Consider the following 24561-nt stretch of genomic DNA (forward strand, 5'->3'; position numbering starts at 1 on the left):
CGCCATGAACGGCCTTGCGGGCATGGCGTTTCGTGCTGGCCCCAGCTGTGGCGGCGCCCCCCGGATGAGGGGCTGATGATCGGAGACGACCCGTCTTGCCGTCTGCATGGCGAGACGTGAGATGCTGGGTGTGATGGTCAGTTTCCGGGCTGTTATGGAGACCGGCGGCCAGGAGTGAAGCAGGCACGACAAAGGGTGCGGACAGGCCGGTGAGGCCCATCCAGAACAGATGGCGATATGATGGCATGACGGATCCGTTGAGACGGTGAAAGGGCAGGTGCCGGAGTTGTGCCCCATCTTTGGGGCACCCCGGTTTTATGAGAGAGGTATCAGGCCCTGTTCAGACATCGCCGGGTGATGAAAGTCAGGCTGGTCAGCGTCAGAAGCAGAATGACGGCGAGTGACAGCAGGGCATCCCCGCGTGCGGAGGGCAGAATGAGCAGGATGGCTCCAAGAACGGGGATGAGCACGGCCAGTCCCTTGGCCAGCGGCAGGGCCGTGGCTGTCTGTGACTGCCGGGCCCAGAGCCAGTAGGCGATGGCGATCATGAAATAGATGAACAGGATCAGCCCGCCTGATGAGCCGAGAAGAACGGGATAGAGTGTTTCCGGCGAGCCGATGGCAGCAGCGATGACAGCCAGCTCCAGCAGGGTGGTCAGGCGCAGGGACCAGATGGGGACCTGCCGGTCTGTTTCTTCTGTCAGTTTCTGCGGGGCGAGGCGCAGATCGGCCAGTTCCCGCAAGGTGCGGGACACGACATAGACAGCTGAATTGAGGCAGGAGAGGACAGCGACCAGTGTTACGGCAATGGCGGCGTAGCGGGCCAGCGGAACACGGAGATATTCCAGCACGCTCAGGAAGGGGGACTGCCCTACATGCACACCATTCCACGGCAACAGGGAGATGATGACCAGTACCGACCCGGCGTAGAAGAACAGGACCTGCAAAGGGAGGCGCCGCATGGTATGGGCAATGGCCCGCAGGGGGCGGTCACTGTCCGTTGCGGCGATGATGGCAATCTCGCAGCCGGTGAAGGTCTGCACGATCATGGGGACAGCCCCGATGACAGCCCAGCTTCCTTTGGGGAAGATGCCTCCATGTGCGGTGATGTTGTCGAGCGCTATGGCGAAGGGATGACCGGAGAGAGCCAGCCAGCCCAGGCCGAGGGCGATGAAACCGCCCAGAAAGAGCAGTTTGAAAATGGAGAGACCTGTTTCTGCCTGCCCGTAATGGCGCAGGGAGAGACGGTTTATCGTCCAGGCAATGGCAACAAGGACAAGCGCTCCCCAGAGGGGGGCAACGCCTGCCAGCCGTCCGATGATCATGCCACCGGCAACGGCCTGTGCTCCGGCCGTCACGGCCCAGAGGAAGGCATAGCTCCAGCCTGTAATGAAGGCTGCCCTGGGGCCGTTATGGGTGGCGATGTGGGTGATGAAGGACCCCTGCCCCCGTGCGTTGATGGCCAGCCCTCCCAGCAGACGCATCACCAGCCAGACGACGATTCCCGCTGCCAGATAGGACAGCAGGACAGCAGGACCGGCTGCGGCGATGGTGGCGGACGTTCCGACGAACAGCCCCGCCCCGATGATGCCGCCAATGGAGATCATGGCGACATGCAGCCCTTTGAAACGGCTTGCGGCAGGGGCACCGGACGAGGATGACGGTGACGCAGGAGGCTGGCTCATCGGGTACGTTATCCTTTCTGACCGGGGCCATAGGGGCGGTCCCCGATGATGGTGATGCGGTTCATGATCCGCCGGGCGGGGAGATAGTCATTCACGGCATAATGCTGCGTGATGCGGTTGTCCCAGAAGGCAACGTCACCCTCTTCCCACCGCCAGCGGACGGAGAACTCAGGTTTTGTGGCATGACGGGTCAGATAAGCCAACAGGGCAGCGCTTTCTTCGGGGTCCACATCGTTGATTTCGGTCGTGAAGCCTTCACTGACAAACAGCCCCTTTGCTCCCGTTTCCGGGTGGAGGCGGACGACAGGATGGGTCACGGGTGGGAAATTGTTGCGTGTTTCAGCCCATTTTTTCCGCTCTTCATCCGTGCGGCCATAACGGGAGACAGGAAAGGAGCGGAGAAAGTCGTGCTGGGCTGTCAGCGTGTCGATGCGCTGTTTTATGCCGTCGGAAAGGGCATCATAGGCAGCGGTACCACTGGCCCAGATCGTATCTCCCCCGCCTGTTTCCGGGAGGAGGCGGCTGGTCAGCACGGCAGCTTTTGGCGGTTCCTGCTGGAAGGTGACATCCGTATGCCACAGGGCATTGTCCCGCAGGTCGTTCTTGGCGGTATCCAGCACGATGGCTTCCGGCACGTCGGGGACGGTCGGGAATATGGGGTGGAGATGCAGCTTGCCAAAGTTGCGGGCAAAGTCCCGCTGCTGTTTGGGTGTGATGGTCTGTTTACGGAAGAAGAGGACCTGATGGCGCAGAAGCAGCTCGTGGATGTCGTTCTTCTGCGACGGAGACAGGGGTTGTGAAATATCCACACCTTCTACGATGGCGCCGATGGCCGGGCTGAGGGGGATGGCCTTCAGGGTGACCGGGGCATGGTGTAGCGGAGCGAAAGCAGCAGCGGTGGAAGCCATGGTAGGAACTCCATAAAACGAATTATGATAGTCATTTTATAAAACAACATATCCGAATGTCATAATGGGGTATTTCATCTTATTTGAAAGTGAAAAATGTCATTTTGAGTAAATTTTTTCATAACACACTGTTTTATATATATTTTTGTGAAGTGATCCTGCTGGGTGAAAGGCCTGGTAGCGTGTTTTTCCAGTTCTCTATAAACAACTATATTATTTCGTATTAATTGATGGCCCGGTTATTGTGGCATGTGATGGGGGACCGGCTCCCCATCGGGTCATGTGGGAGTGCTGTAAGGGCATGGATGATATGCATTAATGGATGCTGAATGAAAAAGCGCTGAAGACTGCGGAGCATGATGGAGTCGATGACGGGAAACAGTAATGGAGTGGCAGAGGGCAGTAGTTAATTTGATATAAATCAAAGACCTTTCATGCAAAGAGAGTAGCGTGACAACAGACACCTTTATCTGAGGAGATGACAGATGGGACGGATTGCTGGAAAGATTGCACTCGTGACAGGCGCCGGCAGCGGCATTGGCAAGGGGATTGCCAAGGTTCTGGCCAAGGAAGGTGCCAAGGTCATCGTGGCTGACCTCAACCCGAAGGGTGGTGAAGAGGTTGTGGAAGAAATCCGCAAGGCTGGCGGCAAGGCCTGCTTCCTGCCCCTGAACGTGGCCAAGGAAGACGAGTGGAAGAAGACGATGGCTGCCATCAAGGAACATGATGGCCGTCTGGACATTGTCGTCAACAACGCTGGCATCGCCTATGACGGGACCATCGAGAGCACGTCTCTGGAGGATTGGCGCCGTGTGCAGTCCATCAATCTGGATGGTGTGTTCCTCGGAACCAAATATGCCGTCGAGATCATGCGGGAGCTGAATGGTGGTGAGGGCGGTTCCATCGTCAACATGTGTTCCAGCTCTGCACTGGTTGGTATTCCGAATCTGGCTGCCTATGGGTCCTCCAAGGGCGGCGTGAAGATGCTCACCAAGTCTGCTGCCCTGCATTGTGCCCGCAGCGGGTACAAGATCCGCATCAACAGCGTCTGCCCGGGTTATATCCAGACACCGCTGGTTGATGAGCTGACCCGTACCGACAAGGCCGCCTATCAGCATCTGGTGGACATCCATCCGGTCGGTCATCTGGGCACGCCGGAAGACGTGGCCTACGGTGTTCTGTACCTGGCCTCTGACGAATCCAAGTTCGTCACGGCAACCGAGCTGGTGATCGACGGTGGTTATACCGCCGAGTAAGGCGCAGGGCCGGAGCAGGCCCGCGAGTCTTTAAAAAAAAGCCTCCGTTCCCATGCCAGGAACGGGGGCTTTTTTCATCGCTACATGTCTGCCAGCCGGAGAGTAGCCTACGGTCTGGCAGGCGGGATCAGGTCTCTCAAAGGCCGGAGAACAGAGCCGTTGAAAGGTAACGCTCGGCAAAGTCAGGCACGATGGCTACGATGGTCTTGCCAGCCCATTCGTCTTTTTTGGCGAGCTCCATGGCGGCAAACAGGGCTGCCCCAGCGGAAATGCCAATGGGCAGACCTTCCGTGCGGGCGCAGAGGCGGGCTGTCGTCAGGGCATCATGCTCGGTAACGGGGATGACCTTGTCCAGCGCACGGATGTCCAGCGTATCGGGCTTGAAGCCCGGGCCAAGCCCCTGGATGCCATGCGGGCCAGGATCGTCACCATTGAGGACGGCACTTTCGGAGGGCTCAAGACCAAACACTTTCAGCCCTTCCTTGCGTGGCTTGAGAGCATGGGCAATGCCGGACGCCGTTCCTCCAGTACCCAGACCTGCCACGACGGCATCTACGGCACCGGCCGTGTCTGTCCAGATTTCTTCAGCGGTTGTCTCGGCATGAACCTTCGGATTGGCTGGATTCGTGAACTGGCTGGGCATCCAGGCATTTTCGGTTTTTTCAAGGATCTCCTGTGCCTTGCTGATGGCCCCTTTCATGCCCTGTGGGGCGGGGGTCAGCTCCAGGGTCACTCCCATCAGGGCCAGCATTTTACGCCGCTCCATCGAGGCGCTTTCCGGCATGGTGACAATCATCCGGTAGCCCATGGAGGCTGCCGCAAAAGCGAGGCCGATGCCGGTATTGCCGGATGTCGGCTCCACGAGAACGGACTTGCCCGGTGTGATCAGTCCCTTTTCCTGTGCTTCCCGCAGCATGGCCACGCCGATCCTGTCCTTGACGGAGGCCAGAGGGTTGAAGAACTCCAGCTTGAGCAGCAGGTTGGCTTTCAACCCTTCCTTTTCTGTCAGCCGGGGAACGGCCACCAGCGGAGTGCCGCCCACGACTTCCATGAAAGAAGGATAGACATGCCCACGGGGGGCTGCGAACGGGGTCGTGGAAAGAGGGAAAGGAAAATCTGATGAGCGAGGTTCTGTCATCGTTGGTACTCCCTGCCATGATGAATGTAAGAACAAGACTAGCAGGTCTGCCCGGTATTCGTCATGTCGCTTTGGAAAGACTGGAGAAGAAACGGTAAAGGATCGCGAAACATTCGCATAATTTTCTTTCTTATAACGCGAGATGGGCTAAAAGGAGGCTGACGCTTTGATGGCTGAAGAGTGAATGATGTATCTGAAAAACGATCGTATCCTGACGGCCCTGTCCATCATGCTTGATGTGGCCTTTTATGCCGGACGGTCCGGGGTCGTGAGTGGCGCGGACATAGCCAGGCGCAGCGGTCTGTTGAGGCGTGGAATCGAGCCGGTGCTCCAGGCTCTTTCACGGGCGGAGCTTCTGGACAGTGTTCGTGGGCCAAAAGGGGGATACCGGCTGGGACGGTCCCCACGGGTGGTCAGCCTGCACGAGATTGTCTGTGCTGTTGGTGTGCGGGACCAGGTGGCTGCCTTGCAGGAGCGGGATGGCAGTCCCCTCCAGTCTTTGGTGATTGCACCATTGTGGGCTGATCTGAATGAAGGAATCAAGGATCGGCTTTCAGCGATCACCTTGGCTGATCTTCTCCAGAAGGCCGAGCGTGAAGGGCTGGAGCGGCCCAGACAGGCGCCCATTTCCTTCACCATATAAGATCCCTCTCTTTTTTGATGAGGCTGCTTCTCCATGTCCGGACAGCATTTCTGCTGATTCTGGAGGGGGTTCTGTCATGTCGGCATCACGAGCTCGCTCGGTCATAATAGAGTGAAAATATGGTTTCATTATGGTTATTATTAACTTAACAAACAACTTGTATTAATTTTAATTTTATATTACTTTTCGATGAACATAGCCGCTCTTCTCATTGGACTGTGCCCTCCCGGGGGCAGGCTGTTTTCTGGTGTTGTTGGGAGGAGAGGATTGCAATGGAGTACGGGTGCGGGGAAAGTCATGCGGAATAAACTTTTCTTTACAGCAGCTTTGTTCTGTGTGGAGGTAACGCCTTTCGGGCCTGTCTTTACGCCTGCCCAGGCTGCGGACGCGGTCTCGGCGGCCATGCCGGTATCGATCAATGGCCAGGAGTCGTCCGTCAAGGAAGTGACGAACCTGTCCGATCAGGGGAGCGTCATCAATACGGGCAGCGATATCTATCGTGTCAAAGGAGATGGAACGGATCAGACCTTCTCGGGTTCCATCCGTGGGAGTGCTGATCAGACAGCCGCCATCGACCAGGCCGGTGGTGTTGATGTCAATACGGGCGAGACTGTCAATCAGACGCAGCAGACCCAGCCCAACAACGTGACGTTCACGGGGCAGAATGTCTATAATGGGCGTACGTTTGTCCGTGGTAATGGATCTTTGACCCTGACAGGCAGTGATGGCAAGGTTGGTGGCATCACTTCCGGGGGGGCAACGATAGTTGGTCTGGCCGCCAACGATTCTGGTACGCTGACAGTGGACAAGGATGGCATCCTGCTGCTGCGTGGCCAGACAGACAGTGATGGCAAGGTCATGCAGCCTTATGGTCAGCTGATTGTTGGCAATGGCGATCAGAGCTACGGTGCCAGCGATACGAGGCAGGAAAACCGTCTGATTGTCCAGAATGGTGGCCAGGTGGGTGCCATGACTGTCGCTATCGGCAACCAGGCCTCCGGCAAGGGTGATGTGTCTGTTACCGGGGCAGGCAGCGGTCTGACCGTTGGTGCTGGTGGCATGTTTGTTGGGGCTGATGGCGAGGGCAGCCTGTCTGTCACGCAGGGCGGCAAGGCCGTTGTGGGTGGCGATGTGGTTGTCGGTGGCAGTGCTGGCTCCCAGGGTAGCGTGACGGTTGATGGCTCCGGTTCGTCCCTGACAGCCAAGAAGGATGGGGACCAGGCCGTACAGATGGTTGTCGGTGACCAGGGCCAGGGGGCGCTGAATGTCCGGAATGGCGGTACGGTCACCACGGATGGCAATGTCACCCTCGGGAATCAGGCTGGGTCCGTTGGGTATGTGACGGTCGGTGACGGGCAGAATGCCAGTGGCAATGTCCAGTCCAGAATGGACCTGACGGGTAGCGGCGACACGGGGAACCTCGTTGTTGGCCAGCAGGGGACCGGTCACCTGAGCATCCAGAAGGGTGGTGAGGTGACAGCCTATGGCGTGGCCGTTAGTGGCGAGGACACGGACGGGCACCTGGCCTCTAACAGCTCTCTGACTGTTGGTTCTGCCGAAGGTGGTGTGACCCAGCCCGGTGGTCAGCTGAATGTTGGTCAGGGTGGCATGGTCATTGGTGAGGGCAATGGTACAGCACCCCGCTATTATGCCGGTGTGACTGCTGGTGGTACCATCAACAATGCTGGCAATGTTCATATCATGAGCGATGGTCAGCTGCGGGTTGGTGGTGAGGATCAGTCCAATGCCGGGGCAGCAACCGGTACTCTGGTTGCTGGCGACACGAACGGCAGCAGTGGTATCAGCAGTGATGCCACCCAGACGAATGGGACGTCTGCCAAGGAGAATGGTGGCGTGGTCCTGTACGGTAACGGCGTCATCCAGAACCGTCAGGGCAGCGACCTGCATGTGGATTCCAATGTCTATCTGTCCGATGGGACTCCCTCCGGGGAGGCTGTCCGGCATGGGACATTCGATACAAACCAGCAGAGCACCTATCTGACAGGCAAGTTGACGGGGACTGGCGGTCTGACGGCAACAGGCGGCGGTACGCTGTATGTGGCCAATCATGACAACAGCTACCAGGGTGAGACGGTCGTGTCGGGCAAGGACACGACGCTGGCCGTTGCTTCCGGGTATGGTCAGGCGTCTGACAGCAACAATTCTTCTTCTTCCGGGATCACGGTTGAGGATGGTGCCCGTCTGACAGGTAACACAACAGATAATGGGGCTGCTGCCGTCACGACAGTTGCGGCAGGTGGTACCGTTGAGGCTAACTGGAACCAGAGCAGCGGAACCCTGAATATCGGTGCTGCCGGGCATCAGGGGACAGCCCTGGCAATGAATGGCACTGCGGGTCACCAGTCTGTGTTGTCCGTGGGCGCAAGCTCCACACCGGTTTCGTCCAACTCCTACATCACGCTGAACAACGTTCAGGGGTATAGCCGCCAGAATGGTACGATCGATACGACCGGCCGTTCGCTGACAGGCTCCTACCGTCAGCTCAATAGTGGCCTGATCCATGTGAATGGTGATGCCCAGCTGAACAGTGCGACCCTCAATGTTGTGAAGAACGACAATGACCGTATCTATGCGGGGGATGGTTATCGTATCCTCACAGCAACAGGGACGGTCAGTGCCAATCATGACAACGCCCTGACAGGCAATCTGCCAGATGGCCTGTTCGTGTCGCCTTATCTGGCGTTCGAGAATCAGGCCGTGGACGTGGTCTATGCCCGTAATAATGTCTCCTTCAGCAGCGTGGCGGGGAACCAGAACGAGCGTGAAGTTGGCCATGCACTTGATGGCATGGCCAGTGGCAGTAGCGTGGTGCAGGCCATGACAGGCGTCAGTTCCGCTGGTGAGGCCCGTCGTGCACTGGGTAATCTCTCTGGTGACATCCACGCATCTGCCCGGACTGCCCTGATCCAGGACAGCTATCTGCTGGAACAGGCCGTGCTGGACCGTCTGGTTGAGGCAGGCTGTGATGGTGATGGAAAAATGTCCGCCCAGGGGCATTACAATTTCTACACGCGGCGCAAGGAATCCCAGTGCCACAGCGACCACACCATCATGTGGGGTCAGGCTTATGGCAGCCTGGGGCATAATGGTGGCGGCGGGAACGCAAGCCTGCTGCACCATCAGACAGCCGGATTCGTCATGGGTGTGGATACACCAGTTGATGACCGGTGGCGTGTGGGTGGCATGATTGCCTACGGGCATTCCATGTTCAATGCCAATGGGACGAGCAACTCGTCTGGTAACAGCAACAACATCAGCCTGGGCAGTTATGCCGGGTCTCATTGGGGACGCTTCAATCTGCGTCTGGGGGCCTTCTACACCTGGAACCTGATGAACATGCGTCGGCATGTGCAGGTGGCTGATTTTGGTGGCCGGCAGACCAGCAATTACCGTAACGGGACGGCCCGTGCCTTTACGGAGCTGAGCTACAAGTTTGACTTTGACAAGTTCCAGTTTGAACCTTTCTTCGAGGGGTCCTACGTCAACCAGTACGCAGGCCGTTTCCAGGAGCATGGCGTGGCTGCCCTGTATGGTCAGTCCAAGGATCGTAGCGTGGGCTTCACCAGCTTTGGTTTCCGTGTGGCACGCAGCTTCCAGATTGGAGAGATGTGGCTGCGGGCCCATGCCATGGGGGCTTACCGCCGTGCCTATGGCAGCCTCGGCTCCAGCAGGACGGAACGTTTCATGGGTGATGGCAGTGGCATGAATATCAATGGCGTGCTGCTGTCCCGTGATGCTGCTGTGATCAAGGCGGGTGTAGCGGCCCGGGTCACGGATTCTGTGGATCTCGACCTGTCCTACACGGGGCAGTATGGCGAGCATGCCATGGACAGTGGTGCTACAGGGTCCGTCAAAGTGCAGTTCTGACAAGCGTCAGGAATGGATCAGGAAAAAGGCCGTCCATCATGGGCGGCCTTTTTTGTGTCTGCCGTGTCAGGGGGGGGCGCAGGCTTACCCTGCCAGGCCAGCGTGATAGAGCAGTGTTCCTGCCAGGGTGAGCATGATGGCGGCAGTTACCCCATCCAGAATTCGCCATGAGAGTGGATTGCTGAAAAAGGGACGCAGCACTCTGGCTCCGTAACCCAACAGGGGGAACCAGACAAAACTGGCCAGTACGGCACCAAGTCCGAACCATGAGCGGCTGCCTTCAGGCTGGGTGAGGCTGACAGACCCCATGAGAAGCACCGTATCCAGATACAGATGAGGATTCAGCAGTGTGAAGCCGCAGGTCATGGCAATGACTTTGCGCAGGCTCTGCGGAGGCTGGTCTTCCAGTGTGACAGAGCTGCTGGTTGTCATGTGGCGTAAGGCAGAGAGGCCCTGCCAGATGAGGAAAGCAGCGCCAGCATAGGTCAGGATGTCCGTAAAGAACGGCATGGCGGCGACAATTTTTCCAACGCCGTGGACGGAGGCTGTGATGAAGACCGCATCCACACTGGCGCAGAGCAGGATGATGGGCAGGACATGCTCCCGCTTCAGGCCCTGTCGCAGAATGAAAAGATTCTGGGCTCCAACAGCGATGATGGCAGAGGCGCCAAGGCAGAAACCGGTCATGATGGGGGTGATGATCGTGTGCATGGCCCGTCTATGACAGGCAGGGTATATACAGAACAGCTTATTTTATTTCATTGAATGAAGGAAAACTTCATCATGTTCGATTACGCTGCCCTGACAGCTGTTAGTGCTGTCGTGCGGGAAGGTAGTTTCGAGAGGGCAGCCGCTGTACTCGGGCTGACACCGTCTGCCGTTTCACAGCGTGTCCGCGGGTTTGAGGAACGTCTGGGGGGTGTTCTGGTCATTCGTGGGCAGCCATGTCGGCTGACAGAACTCGGGACAATGCTCTGCCGTCATTTCGACTGTGTCAGGGTGCTGGAGAGTGATCTGGCCGCCCGGCTGGCCTGGCAGGACAGAGGGGCCACACTTCCGGCTACGGTGAAACTTGCTGTCAACGCAGACAGCATCACGACGTGGTTTTCTCATGCCATGATGGCCTTTGCCCGGCAGGACCCTGCCATAACACTGGATATTTCCATTGATGATGAGAGCTGTACGGCGGAGCGTCTGCGGTCCGGGGATGTCATGGCTGCTGTGACGGCATCGTCCGATCCGCTCCCGTGGTGCAGAACGGTCTCGCTGGGGCGTATGGTTTATGTGGCCTGCGCCAGCCCGTCCTTCATGGGGGTGCATTTTTCTCAGGGTGTGACGGCCGAAACCGTGCAGAAGGCTCCCTATCTGCGGTTCGATCGGCGGGATATGTTTCAGGCCCGGTGGGCAGAGGCAGTGTATGGCGTCACGCTGGGTGCCCCCGCCTGCTGGATACGTTCTTCCACAGCGTTTCTGGACCTCTGCCTTCATGGTCTTGGTTGGGCCATGCATCCTCTGCCGCTTGTGGAACATCATCTGCGAAGCGGTGCCCTGGTGGAACTGCCTCCAGCGCACCGGCCTTCCATGCCGCTTTTCTGGTCAGTCCCCCGCCTTTATGGTTCGGCATTGAACCGGCTGAGCCAGAATGTGCAGCGTGTGGCGGCAGAGTGGTTGACTGGTTGATCCGGTCTGATCAGGCGTTTTTCCCCTGCTGGCGGCCGAAGCGCTTGGCAAAAGCGAAAATGGCCGTGAAGGCCCGGAAGGGGAGCATGATCCGCCATGAGGGCGAGAAGTTGCCTGCAAGAAGCGAGATGATGGCATCCCGCATCCGGAGCGGACTGTTCTTTGGCCGCATGAAGAAGTAGCGCAGCAGCGGGTCGTTGATGCGATAGACGAGCCAGCCGATCAGCCGCATTTCCTGTCTTGTTTTACGTTCAGCCTTGCGGGCCGCCCTGCGCCCCCGGGCTGGATCAAGCAGCCAGGCGCTGGCAACATCGGCGCCGCGGAGTGCTCCCTGCATGGCCAGCATGATTCCTGATGAGAAAACGGGGTCCAGAAAGCCGAAAGCATCACCGATGATGAAATAGCGCTCTCCCCAGGCCTTGTTCCCTTTGTAAGAGTAGTTGCCGGTCGTGGTGAGTGGTGCCAGTGCTTCCGCTTGGCTCATGCGCTCCCGTACGCTGGGGCTGGACTGTACGGTCTTCCAGAAGAGAGTATCCAGCGAGCCACCGTGATTTTTAAAGCTGTCATGGTCCCCCACGAAGCCGACACTCATGATGTCATCCGGCAGGGGAATCATCCAGAACCACCCACCCTTGACGAGATGGACGGAAATATAGCCCTCCATTCCTTCGCCTTCTGCCCGGGGGACATTGCGGAAGTGGCTGAAAATGGCGGCCTTGTTGTTGCGGAGGTCGCTGTATTTCTTTCCATGCTGGCGGAGCATGAGCGTATCCCGGCCGGACGCATCCAGAATGAATCGTGGGGTGAAGAAACGGGGATTTTCTCCATCCGTTTTTGCTTCCACGAGGGGAGCATCCGGTGTCGGGAAGGTGACCTTCGTGACACGGGTTTTTTCAAAGGTCTTTGCGCCTGCTTTGGCGGCATTGCGGAAGAGCAGCTCATCAAATTCTGACCGGCGAACCTGATAGGCATGATCTGCCTGCGGGTCGATGGCGTAACGGAAGGGGAATGAAAGCCGTCCTTCCCCGGTATCTGTCACGAATTCGGCTCCGGGTTTGTAGACCCCCATGGCTGCGACATCGTCCAGCACACCGAGCGTCTCCAGTATGGGCAGGTTGCAGGCCAGCAGGGATTCACCGATGTGGAAGCGGGGATGCTGGTCTTTTTCCAGCATGATGACATCCAGCCCGCGTCGGGCCAGAACGGTGGCAGCCGTGCTGCCAGCGGGGCCACCGCCGATGATCAGGACATCACAGGGGAGAGGGGACTGGGTCATGGTGGTTTATTCCGTTGGGAGCATGACGGTACCCGTTCCGGCCATCAGCAGTCTGGCAGAGGGGGTCCGCAGGGTGAAATCGTAGATCATGCCGCCATGGGCCTGGTGCTTCTGGATGACGGTGATGATGAGGTGCGGCCAGTCGGGATTGTCCAGCCGGTCACAGTGGATCTGGACATCCCGGATACTGGTCAGCCACCCCTGCCGTGCCTCATGGGCTGTCAGCGCGCCATGCAGGGCAGCCGCCTGCATGGCCATTTCCACGCCGGTGACGGGGGGCAGCTGGCCCGCCACCCGGTAGGGGTTGGCCGGGTCGTTATGGAGGTGGGTCGTGGCCTCAAGCTGTGTTTCATCCCAATGGTTCGCAGCATCCAGCAGGCAGCTGGCTCCCTGGTGGGGGATATGGCGGAGGATGGCATCACGGTTGAGCATGGGTCAGCGCAATTGTCATATGGTTGGCCCCGTAGGGCAGGGAAATGGACTGATCCTGCCCGCAGGCAATGGCCTGCAGCAGGGGCAGTATCTGGCCCGCAGGATTGTGGCGGGCCATGTCTGCCAGGCTTTCAGGCAGGGAGGAAAAAGGGTCACGCACATCCCTGCCATTTTTCAGGGACAGTGCAAGCTGGAGTGACGTGTCCCGGCCTGGTGTCAGGATGAGAGCACAGCCAAAGGAGCCCCTGGTCCGCCTGACCGTGCCGAGTGACCCGGGAATGGGCGCATCATACAGGCAGAAGAGAACGGGCTTTTCCTCTGCATGGGCTTCGGCAGCCGCTTTCAGCAGGGCGGCGGGCAGGGTTTCGTCATGCAGCCCCAGTGAGACGGCAGGCTGGTGGCTCTTGTGGCTTATCATCCAGTATCCGGCAGGCGCATTATGGACGGAGTTGTGAAAAAGAGAGGGTGAGACAGCTCCTGCCGGGCTGGCGAGGGACTCCAGAATACGGTTGATGATGAAACCATCGCCGTTGGAGCTGGCAAAGATGGCAGGCAGGTCCCCGGCATGGCACCCAGCCTGCTGGCAGGCTTCCTCGGCACAGAGCATGGCCAGCCGGATGACCTGGCTGGCTCTCCGGCGCTCATTGGCGGGCAGACTGGTGGGTGGGGGCAGTGTCAGGCTGGTTCTGTCATGGGGGGTGTCCCCTCGCAGGACAGGTTTCGCTTCCGCCCAACCATGCAGGCCGTCCCCCCAGCATCCGATACCTGCGATGGAAATGATCATGTCAGTGGTCCGAAGATGAGACTGCTGTTCGTGCCACCAAAACCAAAAGAATTGTTCATGACGAAGTTCAGCTTGCCGTGGCGGGGTGCAAGGAGAATATCACTCTGGAAGAGAGGATCAACCGTCTGACTGTTCATGCAATGTGGTAGATACTGGTCCTGTATGGCTATGGCACAGATCATGCTCTCCAGAATTCCGGAAGCTCCCAATGTGTGCCCGGACCAGCCTTTGGTGGAAGAACAGGGAACGGCCCGGCCGAAGATGGAAGCCATGGCCCTGTCTTCCATCTGGTCATTGGCCGGTGTCCCCGTGCCATGCATGTTGATGTACCCTATGGCCTCTGGTGGCAGGCTGGCCCGGGCCAGGGCTTTCTGTATGGCGAGAGCGGCGCCGCTGCCTGTCGGGTCGGGTGAGGACATGTGGTGGCCATCACTGCTGGCTCCATATCCCAGAAGGCGGAGACGGTAACCGGCTGGCCGGGCAGGGCGTGGCCGGCCATCGGCCCGTTCCAGCAGGGCAAAGCCTGCGGCTTCGCCGATGGAAATACCGCTGCGCCCGGCATCGCAGGGGCGGGTGGGATGGGCCGAGACCAGCCCGAGAGAGGCAAAGCCCTGGAGTGTCATGCGGCAGAGGCTGTCCGCCCCGCCGACAATGGCCGCATCGCAGAGACCGGTAGCCAGAAGGTGGGCGGCATCAATGAAAGCACGGGTAGAGGAGGCGCAGGCGTTGGAGACTGTCAGCATCGGCCCGGTGACATCCAGCCGGGCTGCCACATAGCGTGGCAGGGAGGAGAGGTCCTGCGTGCCGTCATAGGGGAAATCCGGCGGCAGGGCTTCATCCCGGTCTTTGCGGGCAGCATAGGCTTTTTCCGTTGTCAGGATGCCGGATGTGCTGGTGCCCATGACAACGGCAAGGCGATGGCGGCCATAATGGGCCCGGGCATCGGCGACAGCCTCCATGAAATCATCGGTCATCAGGGCCATGTCGGCCAGCCTGTTGTTGCGGCAGTCAAACCGGTGCAGGGCTCCTGGCAGCTGATGGTCTTCCACACCGGCAACGCGCCCGATATAGCCATGCCCCGGAGACTGGAACGTGTCAGGCTGGAGGGTCTGGCGCTGTTCCAGCAGACAGGTCCGGGTGGCTTCCATGCCTCGCCCCATGGCGCTGATGGCTGTTCCGGCCGTGATGATCAATGCGGTCATGCGTGGTTTCCCTGCTGGGAGGAGGTTGGGATGGTGCCCATCAGCAGGAAGCTGAAGATCATGGCGAACAAGGCTCCAGAAGAAATGGTGAGACCCAGCTCCCGCAGGAGAGGGGTTTGACAGCTTGCCAGAATGGCAAAGGAGAGAACGGTCATCATGTTGCAGGTCAGCAGGGTGCGGAGTGTCCGGGTCCGCTCAGCGGCATCAAGCTGGGGGCGGCCGAAAAAGAGGGCGTAATCTATGCCAACACCCAGCACGAAGGCCAGTGCCACGATATGGATGATGGAAAAGACAGGGCCGTGAAGGCGCAGCAGGGCCAGCACGCTCAGGCCTGTCAGGCCAAGGGTGAGGGCAAGACGCCCCGTGCAGGCCGGGCTGCGTTGGCAGACGAGCAGCGTAAGCAGGGCAACGGCAATCCCTGTGGCCAGCCAGAAAGCCGCTTTTCGGACATAGGGGCGCAGCAGGTCTCCCACGGCTGTTTTCATGTTGACGAGCAGCAGGTCAGGCTTTTGCTGGTGAAGCCGCTCGAGAGAGGCAGATGCCGCAGGTGAGCGGGGCAGGATGAGGCCATACCACAGACCATGCCGGGCCATGAGCAGCAGATCGATGCGGTGGCCCACGGCTGTATGGGCGATGTCGTCCAGCCCGAGAGGTGGTAGATGGCGGGCCTGTTCCACATCCTCTGGCAGGTTGGCAAAAGCCTCGGGCTGGAAGGGGGAGGCCTGAAGGGCTGTCTGGAGGTTGGCCCGGATGCTGTCCGCTGCGGGCAGGGTGGCCAGCCGCTGCTGCTGGCGGGCTCTGCTGGGCAGCAGGCGGGCCGCATCGTCCATGTCCTGGCTGGCGGGCAGGTGGCCGAGCAGCTCTTCCTCCTGTTGCAGGATGTGTTCACTGTCCGGGGCGTGGACAACGGCAATCAGACCAGGTTGGGGGGAGCCGAGCTGCTCGTGCAGCTGATGGTCCACTTCCAGCAGGGCTGGTGGGATGGGGTTGAGGATTTCCCCCTGTCTTTCGATCCTGAAGGGATGGAGCAGAAGCACGGCCATGGCGGGAGGTGCTACCATAAGGCAGAGCACACGGTAACGGCGGAGTGCCTCCCAGCGCAGCAGCGAGGGGGATACACCCTGATGATGGGCGGCCAGGTCAGCCTGTGTGACCAGATGGGGCAGAAGCCAGATGGTGATGCAGGCGGCAGTCAGAATCCCGGTGGCGGAGAAAAGGCCAAGTTCCATGAGGCCGGGCAGACCACAGAAGATCATGCTCAGCAGCCCGACAATGGCCGTGAGGGTGGCCAGTTTCAGGCTGGTGCCAATGCGGCCCAGAACGACAGGAATGGCTTCCCCCCTGTCCCGGTGCCCCAGCAGAAGGACAGGGTAGTCCAGCGACACACCCAGCATGGTCATGCCGAAGCCGACTGCAATGCCATGAACCCAGCCGAAACAGAGCTGGACTACCAGCATGGAGAGGGACAGTGAGAGCAGGAAAGGTACGCCCAGTGTGGCCAGCACCCAGAGAGAGCGGAAGCGCCAGTAAAGGATGCCGACCACAACGAGAAGGGAGAGAAGGGCGAGGCGGTCCATGTCCTGGCGGAGGGACTGGGCGGCGATGAAGGAGAAAGCCGGGGAGCCTGTCAGAAGCAGCTGGCAGTCCCCGCCATGGGGTGGCCTGCTGTTCTCGAAAGCCTGCCGGATGGCCTGGTGCAGGTGTTTCAGCTGTGCGGGGTCGAGTGTCGGCTGGCGAAGCTGGAGCAGCATGAGCGTGGCATGGTGGTCTGCTGTCAGCCAGAGGCCATCCAGGCTGGCGGGGGGTGTGCTGCTTTCCAGACTGGCCAGATAGTCGGCATAGGCGCCGGTCGGGTCTTTCAGTCCGATATCCTCCACCAGCGGAGCCGCCATGGACTGGAGGAGGTCATAAAGCCGGGCAGTATCGGCTTTCAGGGCGTCCGGGGAGAAAAGGCGTGTCCGGTCATGAGGGGCCAGTCCATAACGGTGGGCGAAAAAAAGCGGCTGGTCCTTCTGCCATGAGAGGGAGGCCGGGCCATCCAGAATGAGGCTGAACTGCCCCGTTGCGGCCAGAGCCTCATGGAATCTGTGCCCGGTCTGGAGCAGGCTGGCCGTATCGTTGCCCCTGATGGAGGCGATCATGATGGACTGGGTAGGCCCGTGGTTCAGCTCATCCAGCAGGAACTGGGACGCTGCGTCATGGGGGCGGGGCAGGAAGGCCTGCATCCCCATGCGGAGGGGGATGGCAGAGAATGTTGCCGCCGCCACCATGATGGCACCGAGCAGGGCCAGCAGAAGGGGGAGACGGCGTTTCATGGTGAGGTGATGGCTGTATCGGTCACATCGCCATTGGCCAGGACAAGATGAAGGCTGTCCAGCGAGTTGTTGCGGCCCTGTATCTGGACGAGCCGGACGATCTGGCCGGTGTCGTGTGTGCGGGGTGTCATTGTCAGGGTCCAGCGTCCCATGTCACCCGTGGCGGAGAGCGTGTAATACTGCTGGAGCAGTGCGACATCTCCCTGCAACGGCCCCCGGATTGTGGCGGCCATGACCTGCAGCGCCGGGCTCATGTGTAGTGGTACGGCCCGCGCGGGGGTCTGGCCATGGCGGAGCCATGCCGTGTCCCCCTGCATGATGAAACTGTCCTGCACAGGGGTGAGGGTGAGTTTTTCCACCCGATCGGGGGGAATGAAACGGAGTGTTCCCTCGCTATGAAGTGGCACTTTGAGAGCGTGCAGCTGGCGTGTCTCCGTGAAGTGGTTTTCCCTCTGCGAGACCAGACCAATGTGGTGCAGGATGTTGACAGCCAGAGCCTCCTCCTCTGCGGTGGGCGAGGTGATGGCACTGGCAGGAGGCGACATGGCCGCAGTGTCTGCCTGTGCCTCCCGCCAGAAGAGGGGCAGCACAAGGAGGAAGAGGGGCAGGCATTTCATAATGTCAGAGGCCTTTTTCCCAGAAATCAAAGAAATTGAACCATGCGTAGGGATGGCGCTGGCACAGTTCTTCCATCCAGCGGACATAAGCCTGCATGGGGGAGAGCAGCGCCTCCCGTGCGGGGGCTGGCTCTGTTTCCGGGAGAAGAGTATCAGCCAGACCTGTGCAGGCAATATGGTAGGTGCCATTTTTTTGCCTTATGGCGGAGACGAGCACAACCGGTGCGCCGGTCAGTCTGGCCAGATGGAATGGACCTGCGGGAATGGGAGCTTCCTCGCCCAGAAAGCGGATGGGTATGGAGCGGCCACCATCATGGGCCCTGTCTGCCAGAATTCCGATGAATTCACCGTTCCGCAGGGCCTTGAGGGTTGCCAGCATGCTGTCTGGCTGCCCCAGCTCGATGATGTCGGCATTGAAGCCCGGTGCCAGGGCCTCAATGAAACGGGATGTGGCCCCGATGAAGCGGCGATACATCAGCATGCGGAACGGAACAGAGGCATTCAGGCCGCATTGGCGCAGGGCATCGAATGATCCGATATGCGCCCCCATGATGATGCATCCCCTGTTCTGGTGCAGGGCTTCATGGAGGATGTCCTGCCCGGTGATGTGGATGTTTTCCCGTGGGAAGCGGCCACTGAGCAGGTATATGCGGTCCAGAGTATTGGTGCTGTAAGCGTGGATATGGCGCAGCACCATGCCCCAGTGAGGACGGCGCAGTGCGCCGGCACGGTGCAGGTGGGACAGGTACTGCCACGAGGCCCGGCGGACCGAGGAATAGACAGCTGCATAATAGAGTGTGGCTGGCCAGCGTAGCAGGGCGGTGACCCGGTATCCCAGATTCAGGGCAACCCATATCAGCAGCCGGATGGTCAGGCTGTTGCCTTTCTCCGGGCGGAGCCATGTGTTGCGCTGCATCAGGGCTGGCTCCCGGCCTGCCCCCGGAGAATGACGGTTCCTTTCAGGGGGCCGGAAAGGTGATGGAGGGTGAAGCGTATCTGTCCATTGCCCAGAGCGCTGGAAAGCAGCTGCATGGGGTCGCCCGGCCGGACGACGGAGAGAAATTTCACGGTGCTGATCGTACGGACGTCCAGCTCCAGCAGGGTGAATATCCGTTCCAGCAGGGTAATGCCCGGTACGGTGGGGTTACCGGGAAAATGGCCGGGCAGGGCCGGATGGCTGGCCGGGATGGAAAAAGGTGGATGGGCCCGTTTCTCCGCATGGTCCCGGATGAGACCTTCCAGTGCCTGCCGTGTCAGTTTGCCGACAGGGTTGCGGGGCAGGCGGGAGAGGCGGACAAGCCGTCGTGGCATGAAGACCGGGTCCACATGCTGGCGGAGGGCCCGCATGATGGCTGTGGTGGTCACCTCGGTTCCCGCAACGATGAAGGCCTGCAGGCGTGTCGGTTCGGGCTGGTCTTCCTTCAGGTCTTCCTCGCTGAACAGGGGAGCAAAGCAGCCGTCCAGGAGGCCATCCGTCTGGAGCAGGGCCTTGTTGAGTGCTCCGTAGGAGGTTCGTTTGCCAGCGATCTTGAGCAGGTCCCCCTTGCGGTCGACCAGATGGAAATGGCGGTCCCCCTGCATGGTGATGACATCATTCAGAGGATGTGGCGTGGCATGGGGAGCCATGCAGATATGGGTCTGGTCATCAGTCGGGTCGGCTGTCAGGGTCAGCCCGTCATAGAGCTGCCACGGATCGGGGCTGACAGTCCGGCGGCTGGCGATGGAACCAGTCTCGGTGGCACCATAAATTTCCATGACCGGCGCATGGAAGCGTTCTTCAGCCTCCAGAGCCAGTTCCCGGGGGAGTGGAGCAGATGCCGAGATGATGCGTTCCAGCCCAGGCAGTCTGGCTCTGGCCGTCGTGAGAGAGCGCAGATGGATGGGGGTGGTGATGAGCGTGTGGGGAGATGGCGTGCTGTCCAGCAGCTTTTCCACATCCCCGGGGAAGAAGCAGGGGCCGCTGGCTGTGGCGGTTGGTGTATGCAGGCTTTGCAGGATGAGTGTCTCAAAACCGTACATGTGGTAGGGGGGTACGGTACCCAGCAGGGTTGTCCCGTCTGGACGGGACGGTGCCAGAAGGGGCAGGGCAGCATGGCTGCGGGCAACCAGTTCTCCCCAGCGTTTTTTATGGACTTTGGCCTGCCCGGTACTGCCGGATGTAAAGACATGCGCTGCTTCGTGCCCGGCAGGCAGCTGGATGTTGTCCTGACGGGATGATGTCAGTTCGGCAAGGGGGGGCAGGGTCAGGCTGGCCAGGGATTCAGGCAGGGACGGCCCCGTGCAGAGGGCTCCATGGGCCTGTTGCAGGGCCATGAGCTGGGAAACGGCATGATTGCTGGAGAGCAGGCAATACTGCCCCTTCATCATGGCGGCCAGAAAGACGAGCGTGAACTGGACCAGATTGGTGTGCAGGTTGATGATGGGGCGCTCTGGCAGCCGCTCGGCCAGTGCCCAGGCATGGGACAGAAGCTGCGTGCCGCACAGAGGCCCCGCAGCCGTATGGAAGACGGGGCGGCCCGGCGTCGTGATGAGGGACAGATCAGGCAGGGCAGGCATCAGCCCGGACGGTGTGTGCTGATATGGTGTGCAAGAGAACGGAGGGAGTGAAAGATCTTGCGGTTGTCATCATCATGTGATTCCAGCTTGATCCCGTATTGTGTGTTGACCATGAGGGCTATTTCCAGCACATCGATGGAATCCAGCCCCAGCCCTTCACCAAAGAGGGGCATTTCGGGATCAATATCCAGGGGATCCATGTCCAGCTGGACGGCCTCTGTCAAATGGGCAGCCAATTCACGTTCCAGAGGCGTCTGATCGTGAGAAGCGGAAACTGTCGTCACTAAGAGGTTAATCCATTGATGATAGGGAAGGTCTATCACAGTTTAGCATCGGGTTTATCCTTCAGCAAGAGGTGGGCAACCCGGTCATGGCGGCTGGTCCTGCTGCTCGGGGGTGTTGGGCTGGTCAGTCTGGTGCCGGAAAGTGCTGGCTGGTCCGCAGGCTGTGTCTGTCTTGGCCTGATGATGCAGCTGGCCGCTCTGCTGTCCGGACGGCATCCGGGCTGGTTCGTGCTCGTACCTGTTGTAGGGGTACTGGGGTGGTATGCTCCGGCCCTGTCCAGAGTGTGTGACCAGCTGGCCATTTACGGGTTGATGTTGTGGGGGATGCTGTGGCTGTTTGTCCGCTCTCTCAGGCGGGGGCAGGTCCCGTTGGTGACCCGGCTGGCCGGGGCCGTGCATGGGACTCCCCTGCGGGCGGATGTGCAGCGTTATACGGTGGGTGTGACATGGGCATGGAGCATTTTTTTCATTCTTGCCCTACTGGCCCCTCTCATGTTGTGGTTCTGGGCACCACATGAGAGGGCATGGCGTTGGCCTCTTGAGGGAGGAACAGGCCTTGCGGCGGTCGTTTTCTTTGCTGTGGAGATGATCATCCGCCATCTCGTCATCCGGCATTATGACCATTCCACCCTGAAGCAGAATTTCATGGCTGGCCGTGCCGTTTTCATGCGGAACGACCTGAAATGAATGGCAGGTTTCTGGCTGGCCATTAAGGCCTGTCATCTGGCTGGGCTTTCGCTTAAGACACGGGCAGATGGGTGAATTTGCAGGGGATGGCCTGAAACATGATGGTATTGCTGCCAGTCTATCATTCTGAACCAGAGAGAGCGGGGCCATCCCCCTTGGCCACGATCTGCTATGGAGGGGCCAGTGGTGGGCTGGATGTGCGGAATGGTCGTGTCCACATGACATTGCCCGGGCCTTTGCCGGCGACCTGCGAACAGTGGTGTCCAGCATCCCTATCGGGTGAGACCCGGCACGAACAGGCTGCCAGAGGCCGGCAGACAGGGCTGGAACAGGGGATCGGCTGGAGTGCAGAAGGTGATCTGCTTTTCGCTGCCTTCTGGGTGGAAGACCAGCCGGAGCTCTGCGAGGCGGTGCAGACCAGTTACGAACGGCTGATTGGCCTGGCGCGGGGCAAGGGTTTTGGCCACATCTATCGGATGTGGAATTATCTGGGGGCCATCAATCAGGACAATGCCCGGGGTGAGGAACGGTATCGGGATTTCTGTAGTGGTCGTTCCCAGGCGTTTGAAGCCATGAGCATCGGTTTGGGTGAGCTGCCTGCGGCCACGGGCATTGGCCTCTCTTCCGGTGGTGTGGCTGTCTTCCTGATCGCCCATCGTCATGTGGGTGGTGTCAATCTGGAGAATCCCAGCCAGCTTCCTGCCTATCATTACCCGCCCCGTTATGGGCGGCGTTCACCGTCCTTTGCCCGTGCCACCGTCATGGAAGGACCAGATCGGACAGCTCTGTATCTCTCCGGCACGGCGAGCATCCGGGGACATGAATCCGTCGGGACGACGGTGGAGGAGCAGCTCTCTGTCACGATTGAAACAATCAATTCATTGCTTGATGCGGCCCGGAAACGTTTTCCCCGTCTTGAAGCAGGGCGCTTTGAGAGCATGAAGCTCTATGTCCGTCATCCTGAAGATGCAGCGGTCGTGCGGGAGGGTATTTCACGGGCCTTCCAGTGCCCGCTGGAGCAGTCCCCTCTCTTCATTGCCGACATCTGCCGGGCAGAGCTGTTGCTGGAGGTCGAGGGGGTGTTTCTGGGGTGAGAGGGACGGCTGATCCGTATCGGCACAAGGGCTGATGGGAGGGTGTCCCCGCCTCATGGCGGCTCAACTGGGCCGGAGAGCTTGGCCCCCGGCAACGTAATCCGTTATTTATGGGAGATAGCCCATGAAAGGCCACATTGTTCTCTTCTCATGTGGAAGAAGATGTGGCGTCCCGTACGGGATTCGAACCCGTGTTGCCGCCGTGAAAGGGCGGTGTCCTAGGCCTCTAGACGAACGGGACTAAAGGCGTGAGGCGGTTAATAGGCAGGAACGGGGGTGGCGTCAAGCCCGTGCGGCATCAAAAATGAAAAAAGTAAGATTTTCCCGCTCCTGCCATGTTTCCAGACGCAGCTGCCCGGCTACATGCAGCAGGGGGCGGCTGCGATCTTCCAGAAGATCGGTGAAGTGTTTGTCCCCAGCCCGAAAGACCAGCCCCTTGATCCGGCTGTAGCCATCAGCATCCTGAAGAATGACACGCAGTGTGTTGCCATCCTGCCCGATCCGATCGGCCTTCACGCAGCGGACATCCCGTATGGCCAGCAGGGGTTCCTCATTGCCCGGCCCAAAGGGGGCCAGCAGGGCGATCTGTTGGGCCAGTGTGGGGGTAGCCCCCCTGATGGTGACGACACCATCCAGCAGCAGGTCATCCTGGGGGGGGAGGTGACGGGCCTCATCAAGGGCTTCATCCAGTCGGGCATGGAGGGCGGCGCAGTTTTCTTCTTTTACGGAGAATCCTGCCGCCATGGCGTGTCCTCCCCCCGTCAGGAGCAGGCCGGACTGATGGGCCTGGATGATGGCTGCCCCGATATCCAGACCCGTGACGGAACGGGCAGAGCCTTTCACCACACCATCCTTCAGGGCACCGACCAGAGCAGGACGGTTGAATCGTTCCTTCAGCCGCCCGGCCACGATGCCAACCACACCGGGGTGCCAGTCATCACCATGCAGGAAAATGACCGCATGACCGGCCTCAACCTGTTCCCGGGCCTGCTCGACAGCGGCATCCAGAATGTGGCTTTCCACGGTCTGGCGTTTGCGGTTGATGTCATCCAGTTCTTCAGCAATGGCCTGTGCTTCATGCTCGGACTGGCTGAGGAGCAGCCGCAGGCCCTGGTCAGCCCTGGCAATGCGTCCACCAGCATTGAGGCGCGGCCCAAGGGCGAAGCCGCAGCTCATGGCGCTGGCATTGGCCTTGACCCCGGCCACATTGGCCAGGGCGGCCAGCCCGATCCGTTCACGGCGGTTCATGACCTTCAGCCCCTGTGCCACAAGAGCACGGTTGAGGCCCTGCAACGGCATGACATCGCAGATGGTGGCCAGAGCAGTGAGGTCCAGCAGGGCCATGGGGTCTGGGGCGTGATGGGTTTCAAACCATCCCTGCTGGCGCAGGGTGCGCTGGAGGGCCACGACTGTCAGGAAGGCAACGGCCGTGGCGCAGAGATGGCCCAGACCGGACTCGCAGTCCAGCCGGTTCGGATTCACGACCAGCCCTTTGGGCAGGCGCCGTCCATCCGGTTTGTGATGATCCAGAACGATCCGGTCGGCCTGCCCTTCAAAATGGTCCAGAACATCAATGGCCGCTGTGCCGCAGTCCACGCAGACAAGCAGGCTGGCGCCTTGATCCAGCAGGGATTGCAGCGCCGGAATATTGGGGCCATACCCTTCAGCCAGCCGGTCGGGGATATGGGTGACGACATGGCAGCCCAGAGCCGTGAGTGTGGAGCTGAGCAGCGCCGTACCACAGGCCCCATCCACGTCATAATCGCCCAGAATGCCTATGGTTGCCCGAGCCTGTACGGCAGCTGCCAGCCGCAGGGCTGTGGCATCCATGTCCCGCAGGATGGAGGGGTTGGGCAAGGCATCACGCAGGCGGGGCCGCAGATAGGATTCCACCATTCCAGCCGAAATGCCCCGCCCGGCCAGAATGCGGGCAGCCAGTTCGGAGATGTCCATCTTCTGGGCGAGGGCCAGCGCAAGCCGGTTGTCCGTTTCAGCCAGGACAGGATGCCGCCAGACCCAGCGGCGCAGCCCCGCACTGCGCTGGACATTCAGGACAAGGGCGGGAGTGACCCGGGTATCAGGTTCTGGCTGGGACGTCGTCTGGAGCATAAGGGCG

At 59.9% G+C, this 24561-nt stretch carries 21 protein-coding genes and 1 tRNA gene; 6 read left to right on the forward strand and 16 right to left on the reverse strand.

Annotation, left to right across the window (positions count from 1 at the left end; translation table 11 throughout):
* The 3 genes from ASO19_RS07495 to tauD all read right to left on the reverse strand — a co-directional run.
* A partial coding sequence (locus ASO19_RS07495; RefSeq protein ID WP_146046932.1) for a hypothetical protein occupies window positions 1-247 on the reverse strand: 247 nt, incomplete at its 3' end.
* A gap of 82 nt (window positions 248-329) precedes the next feature.
* Window positions 330-1685 (reverse strand): amino acid permease, encoded by a 1356-nt coding sequence (locus ASO19_RS07500; RefSeq protein WP_086431680.1) that lies wholly within the window; start codon window positions 1683-1685, stop codon window positions 330-332.
* A gap of 8 nt (window positions 1686-1693) precedes the next feature.
* Window positions 1694-2593, reverse strand: coding sequence for a taurine dioxygenase (tauD, locus tag ASO19_RS07505; RefSeq protein ID WP_103765728.1), 900 nt, complete (start codon window positions 2591-2593; stop codon window positions 1694-1696).
* Between the two features lie 485 nt (window positions 2594-3078).
* On the opposite strand from tauD, the gene ASO19_RS07510 reads away from it, so the two are divergent.
* Window positions 3079-3849: an SDR family NAD(P)-dependent oxidoreductase gene (locus ASO19_RS07510; RefSeq protein WP_043561847.1), complete on the forward strand. Its 771-nt coding sequence runs from the start codon at window positions 3079-3081 to the stop codon at window positions 3847-3849.
* 136 nt (window positions 3850-3985) lie between these two features.
* On the opposite strand, the gene cysK is transcribed toward ASO19_RS07510, so the two are convergent.
* Window positions 3986-4987, reverse strand: coding sequence for a cysteine synthase A (cysK, locus tag ASO19_RS07515; protein ID WP_043561845.1), 1002 nt, complete (start codon window positions 4985-4987; stop codon window positions 3986-3988).
* A 187-nt stretch (window positions 4988-5174) separates the two neighbouring features.
* On the opposite strand from cysK, the gene ASO19_RS07520 reads away from it, so the two are divergent.
* Window positions 5175-5630 (forward strand): RrF2 family transcriptional regulator, encoded by a 456-nt coding sequence (locus ASO19_RS07520; RefSeq protein ID WP_043561842.1) that lies wholly within the window; start codon window positions 5175-5177, stop codon window positions 5628-5630.
* A 297-nt stretch (window positions 5631-5927) separates the two neighbouring features.
* Complete coding sequence (locus ASO19_RS07525) at window positions 5928-9518, forward strand: autotransporter outer membrane beta-barrel domain-containing protein (RefSeq protein ID WP_181005235.1); 3591 nt, start codon at window positions 5928-5930, stop codon at window positions 9516-9518.
* An 84-nt stretch (window positions 9519-9602) separates the two neighbouring features.
* On the opposite strand, the gene ASO19_RS07530 is transcribed toward ASO19_RS07525, so the two are convergent.
* Window positions 9603-10229, reverse strand: a complete 627-nt coding sequence (locus tag ASO19_RS07530; RefSeq protein WP_103765730.1) for a LysE/ArgO family amino acid transporter — start codon at window positions 10227-10229, stop codon at window positions 9603-9605.
* 72 nt (window positions 10230-10301) lie between these two features.
* Here ASO19_RS07530 and ASO19_RS07535 point away from each other — a divergent pair, with 72 nt between their 5' ends.
* Window positions 10302-11198, forward strand: a complete 897-nt coding sequence (locus ASO19_RS07535) for a LysR family transcriptional regulator ArgP (RefSeq protein ID WP_086431736.1) — start codon at window positions 10302-10304, stop codon at window positions 11196-11198.
* Between the two features lie 10 nt (window positions 11199-11208).
* Here the strand turns inward: ASO19_RS07535 and ASO19_RS07540 are convergent, their stop codons facing one another.
* From ASO19_RS07540 to ASO19_RS07580, 9 genes are read right to left on the reverse strand one after another with little or no spacing between them, the layout of a single operon-like run.
* Window positions 11209-12474: an NAD(P)/FAD-dependent oxidoreductase gene (locus ASO19_RS07540; RefSeq protein ID WP_043561835.1), complete on the reverse strand. Its 1266-nt coding sequence runs from the start codon at window positions 12472-12474 to the stop codon at window positions 11209-11211.
* Between the two features lie 6 nt (window positions 12475-12480).
* Window positions 12481-12906: a hypothetical protein gene (locus ASO19_RS07545; RefSeq protein WP_043561832.1), complete on the reverse strand. Its 426-nt coding sequence runs from the start codon at window positions 12904-12906 to the stop codon at window positions 12481-12483.
* Complete coding sequence (locus ASO19_RS07550) at window positions 12893-13690, reverse strand: beta-ketoacyl synthase chain length factor (protein ID WP_081562530.1); 798 nt, start codon at window positions 13688-13690, stop codon at window positions 12893-12895. Before ASO19_RS07550 ends, ASO19_RS07545 begins: the two co-directional genes overlap by 14 nt.
* On the reverse strand, window positions 13687-14892 hold the full coding sequence (locus ASO19_RS07555) for a beta-ketoacyl-[acyl-carrier-protein] synthase family protein (RefSeq protein ID WP_103765731.1): 1206 nt from the start codon (window positions 14890-14892) through the stop codon (window positions 13687-13689). The genes ASO19_RS07550 and ASO19_RS07555 overlap by 4 nt, the downstream gene beginning before the upstream one ends.
* Entirely contained in the window at window positions 14889-17207 is a 2319-nt protein-coding gene (locus ASO19_RS07560; protein WP_103765732.1) for an MMPL family transporter, read from the reverse strand. The genes ASO19_RS07555 and ASO19_RS07560 overlap by 4 nt, the downstream gene beginning before the upstream one ends.
* Window positions 17204-17824, reverse strand: coding sequence for a LolA-related protein (locus ASO19_RS07565; RefSeq protein ID WP_103765733.1), 621 nt, complete (start codon window positions 17822-17824; stop codon window positions 17204-17206). The genes ASO19_RS07560 and ASO19_RS07565 overlap by 4 nt, the downstream gene beginning before the upstream one ends.
* A gap of 4 nt (window positions 17825-17828) precedes the next feature.
* Window positions 17829-18740 (reverse strand): LpxL/LpxP family acyltransferase, encoded by a 912-nt coding sequence (locus ASO19_RS07570; protein ID WP_081562526.1) that lies wholly within the window; start codon window positions 18738-18740, stop codon window positions 17829-17831.
* The gene (locus tag ASO19_RS07575) at window positions 18740-20380 is read right to left on the reverse strand and encodes an AMP-binding protein (RefSeq protein ID WP_052349227.1); all 1641 of its coding nucleotides are present in this window, start codon (window positions 20378-20380) and stop codon (window positions 18740-18742) included. Before ASO19_RS07575 ends, ASO19_RS07570 begins: the two co-directional genes overlap by 1 nt.
* Window positions 20380-20664 (reverse strand): phosphopantetheine-binding protein, encoded by a 285-nt coding sequence (locus tag ASO19_RS07580; RefSeq protein ID WP_043561817.1) that lies wholly within the window; start codon window positions 20662-20664, stop codon window positions 20380-20382. Before ASO19_RS07580 ends, ASO19_RS07575 begins: the two co-directional genes overlap by 1 nt.
* Before the next feature lie 15 nt (window positions 20665-20679).
* Between ASO19_RS07580 and ASO19_RS07585 the strand changes: the two genes are divergently transcribed.
* The gene (locus ASO19_RS07585; protein ID WP_146046933.1) at window positions 20680-21351 is read left to right on the forward strand and encodes a COG4648 family protein; all 672 of its coding nucleotides are present in this window, start codon (window positions 20680-20682) and stop codon (window positions 21349-21351) included.
* Window positions 21352-21449: 98 nt separating this feature from the next.
* A complete protein-coding gene (locus ASO19_RS07590; protein ID WP_103765735.1) occupies window positions 21450-22445 on the forward strand; it encodes a chorismate transformation enzyme, FkbO/Hyg5 family in 996 nt (331 codons plus the stop codon).
* 165 nt (window positions 22446-22610) lie between these two features.
* Here ASO19_RS07590 and ASO19_RS07595 read toward each other — a convergent pair.
* Together ASO19_RS07595 and recJ are read right to left on the reverse strand one after the other, a co-directional pair.
* A tRNA-Glu gene (locus tag ASO19_RS07595) sits at window positions 22611-22686 on the reverse strand.
* Between the two features lie 41 nt (window positions 22687-22727).
* Entirely contained in the window at window positions 22728-24554 is a 1827-nt protein-coding gene (gene recJ / locus ASO19_RS07600; protein WP_103765736.1) for a single-stranded-DNA-specific exonuclease RecJ, read from the reverse strand.
* Between the last annotated feature and the right edge of the window lie 7 nt (window positions 24555-24561).

Source organism: Parasaccharibacter apium, assembly GCF_002917995.1.
Classification (GTDB): domain Bacteria; phylum Pseudomonadota; class Alphaproteobacteria; order Acetobacterales; family Acetobacteraceae; genus Bombella; species Bombella apis.

Excerpts from the sequence above, each read along its gene's own strand:
- ASO19_RS07525 (WP_181005235.1), top strand. The coding sequence starts at position 5,928 with ATGCGGAATAAACTTTTCTTTACAGCAGCTTTGTTCTGTGTGGAGGTA.
- recJ (WP_103765736.1), bottom strand. The coding sequence starts at position 24,554 with ATGCTCCAGACGACGTCCCAGCCAGAACCTGATACCCGGGTCACTCCC.
- ASO19_RS07540 (WP_043561835.1), bottom strand. The coding sequence starts at position 12,474 with ATGACCCAGTCCCCTCTCCCCTGTGATGTCCTGATCATCGGCGGTGGC.
- tauD (WP_103765728.1), bottom strand. The coding sequence starts at position 2,593 with ATGGCTTCCACCGCTGCTGCTTTCGCTCCGCTACACCATGCCCCGGTC.
- ASO19_RS07555 (WP_103765731.1), bottom strand. The coding sequence starts at position 14,892 with ATGACCGCATTGATCATCACGGCCGGAACAGCCATCAGCGCCATGGGG.
- ASO19_RS07520 (WP_043561842.1), top strand. The coding sequence starts at position 5,175 with ATGTATCTGAAAAACGATCGTATCCTGACGGCCCTGTCCATCATGCTT.
- ASO19_RS07550 (WP_081562530.1), bottom strand. The coding sequence starts at position 13,690 with ATGATCATTTCCATCGCAGGTATCGGATGCTGGGGGGACGGCCTGCAT.
- ASO19_RS07500 (WP_086431680.1), bottom strand. The coding sequence starts at position 1,685 with ATGAGCCAGCCTCCTGCGTCACCGTCATCCTCGTCCGGTGCCCCTGCC.
- ASO19_RS07570 (WP_081562526.1), bottom strand. The coding sequence starts at position 18,740 with ATGCAGCGCAACACATGGCTCCGCCCGGAGAAAGGCAACAGCCTGACC.
- ASO19_RS07590 (WP_103765735.1), top strand. The coding sequence starts at position 21,450 with ATGATGGTATTGCTGCCAGTCTATCATTCTGAACCAGAGAGAGCGGGG.
- ASO19_RS07510 (WP_043561847.1), top strand. The coding sequence starts at position 3,079 with ATGGGACGGATTGCTGGAAAGATTGCACTCGTGACAGGCGCCGGCAGC.
- ASO19_RS07530 (WP_103765730.1), bottom strand. The coding sequence starts at position 10,229 with ATGCACACGATCATCACCCCCATCATGACCGGTTTCTGCCTTGGCGCC.
- ASO19_RS07560 (WP_103765732.1), bottom strand. The coding sequence starts at position 17,207 with ATGAAACGCCGTCTCCCCCTTCTGCTGGCCCTGCTCGGTGCCATCATG.
- ASO19_RS07565 (WP_103765733.1), bottom strand. The coding sequence starts at position 17,824 with ATGAAATGCCTGCCCCTCTTCCTCCTTGTGCTGCCCCTCTTCTGGCGG.
- ASO19_RS07575 (WP_052349227.1), bottom strand. The coding sequence starts at position 20,380 with ATGCCTGCCCTGCCTGATCTGTCCCTCATCACGACGCCGGGCCGCCCC.
- ASO19_RS07535 (WP_086431736.1), top strand. The coding sequence starts at position 10,302 with ATGTTCGATTACGCTGCCCTGACAGCTGTTAGTGCTGTCGTGCGGGAA.
- cysK (WP_043561845.1), bottom strand. The coding sequence starts at position 4,987 with ATGACAGAACCTCGCTCATCAGATTTTCCTTTCCCTCTTTCCACGACC.
- ASO19_RS07545 (WP_043561832.1), bottom strand. The coding sequence starts at position 12,906 with ATGCTCAACCGTGATGCCATCCTCCGCCATATCCCCCACCAGGGAGCC.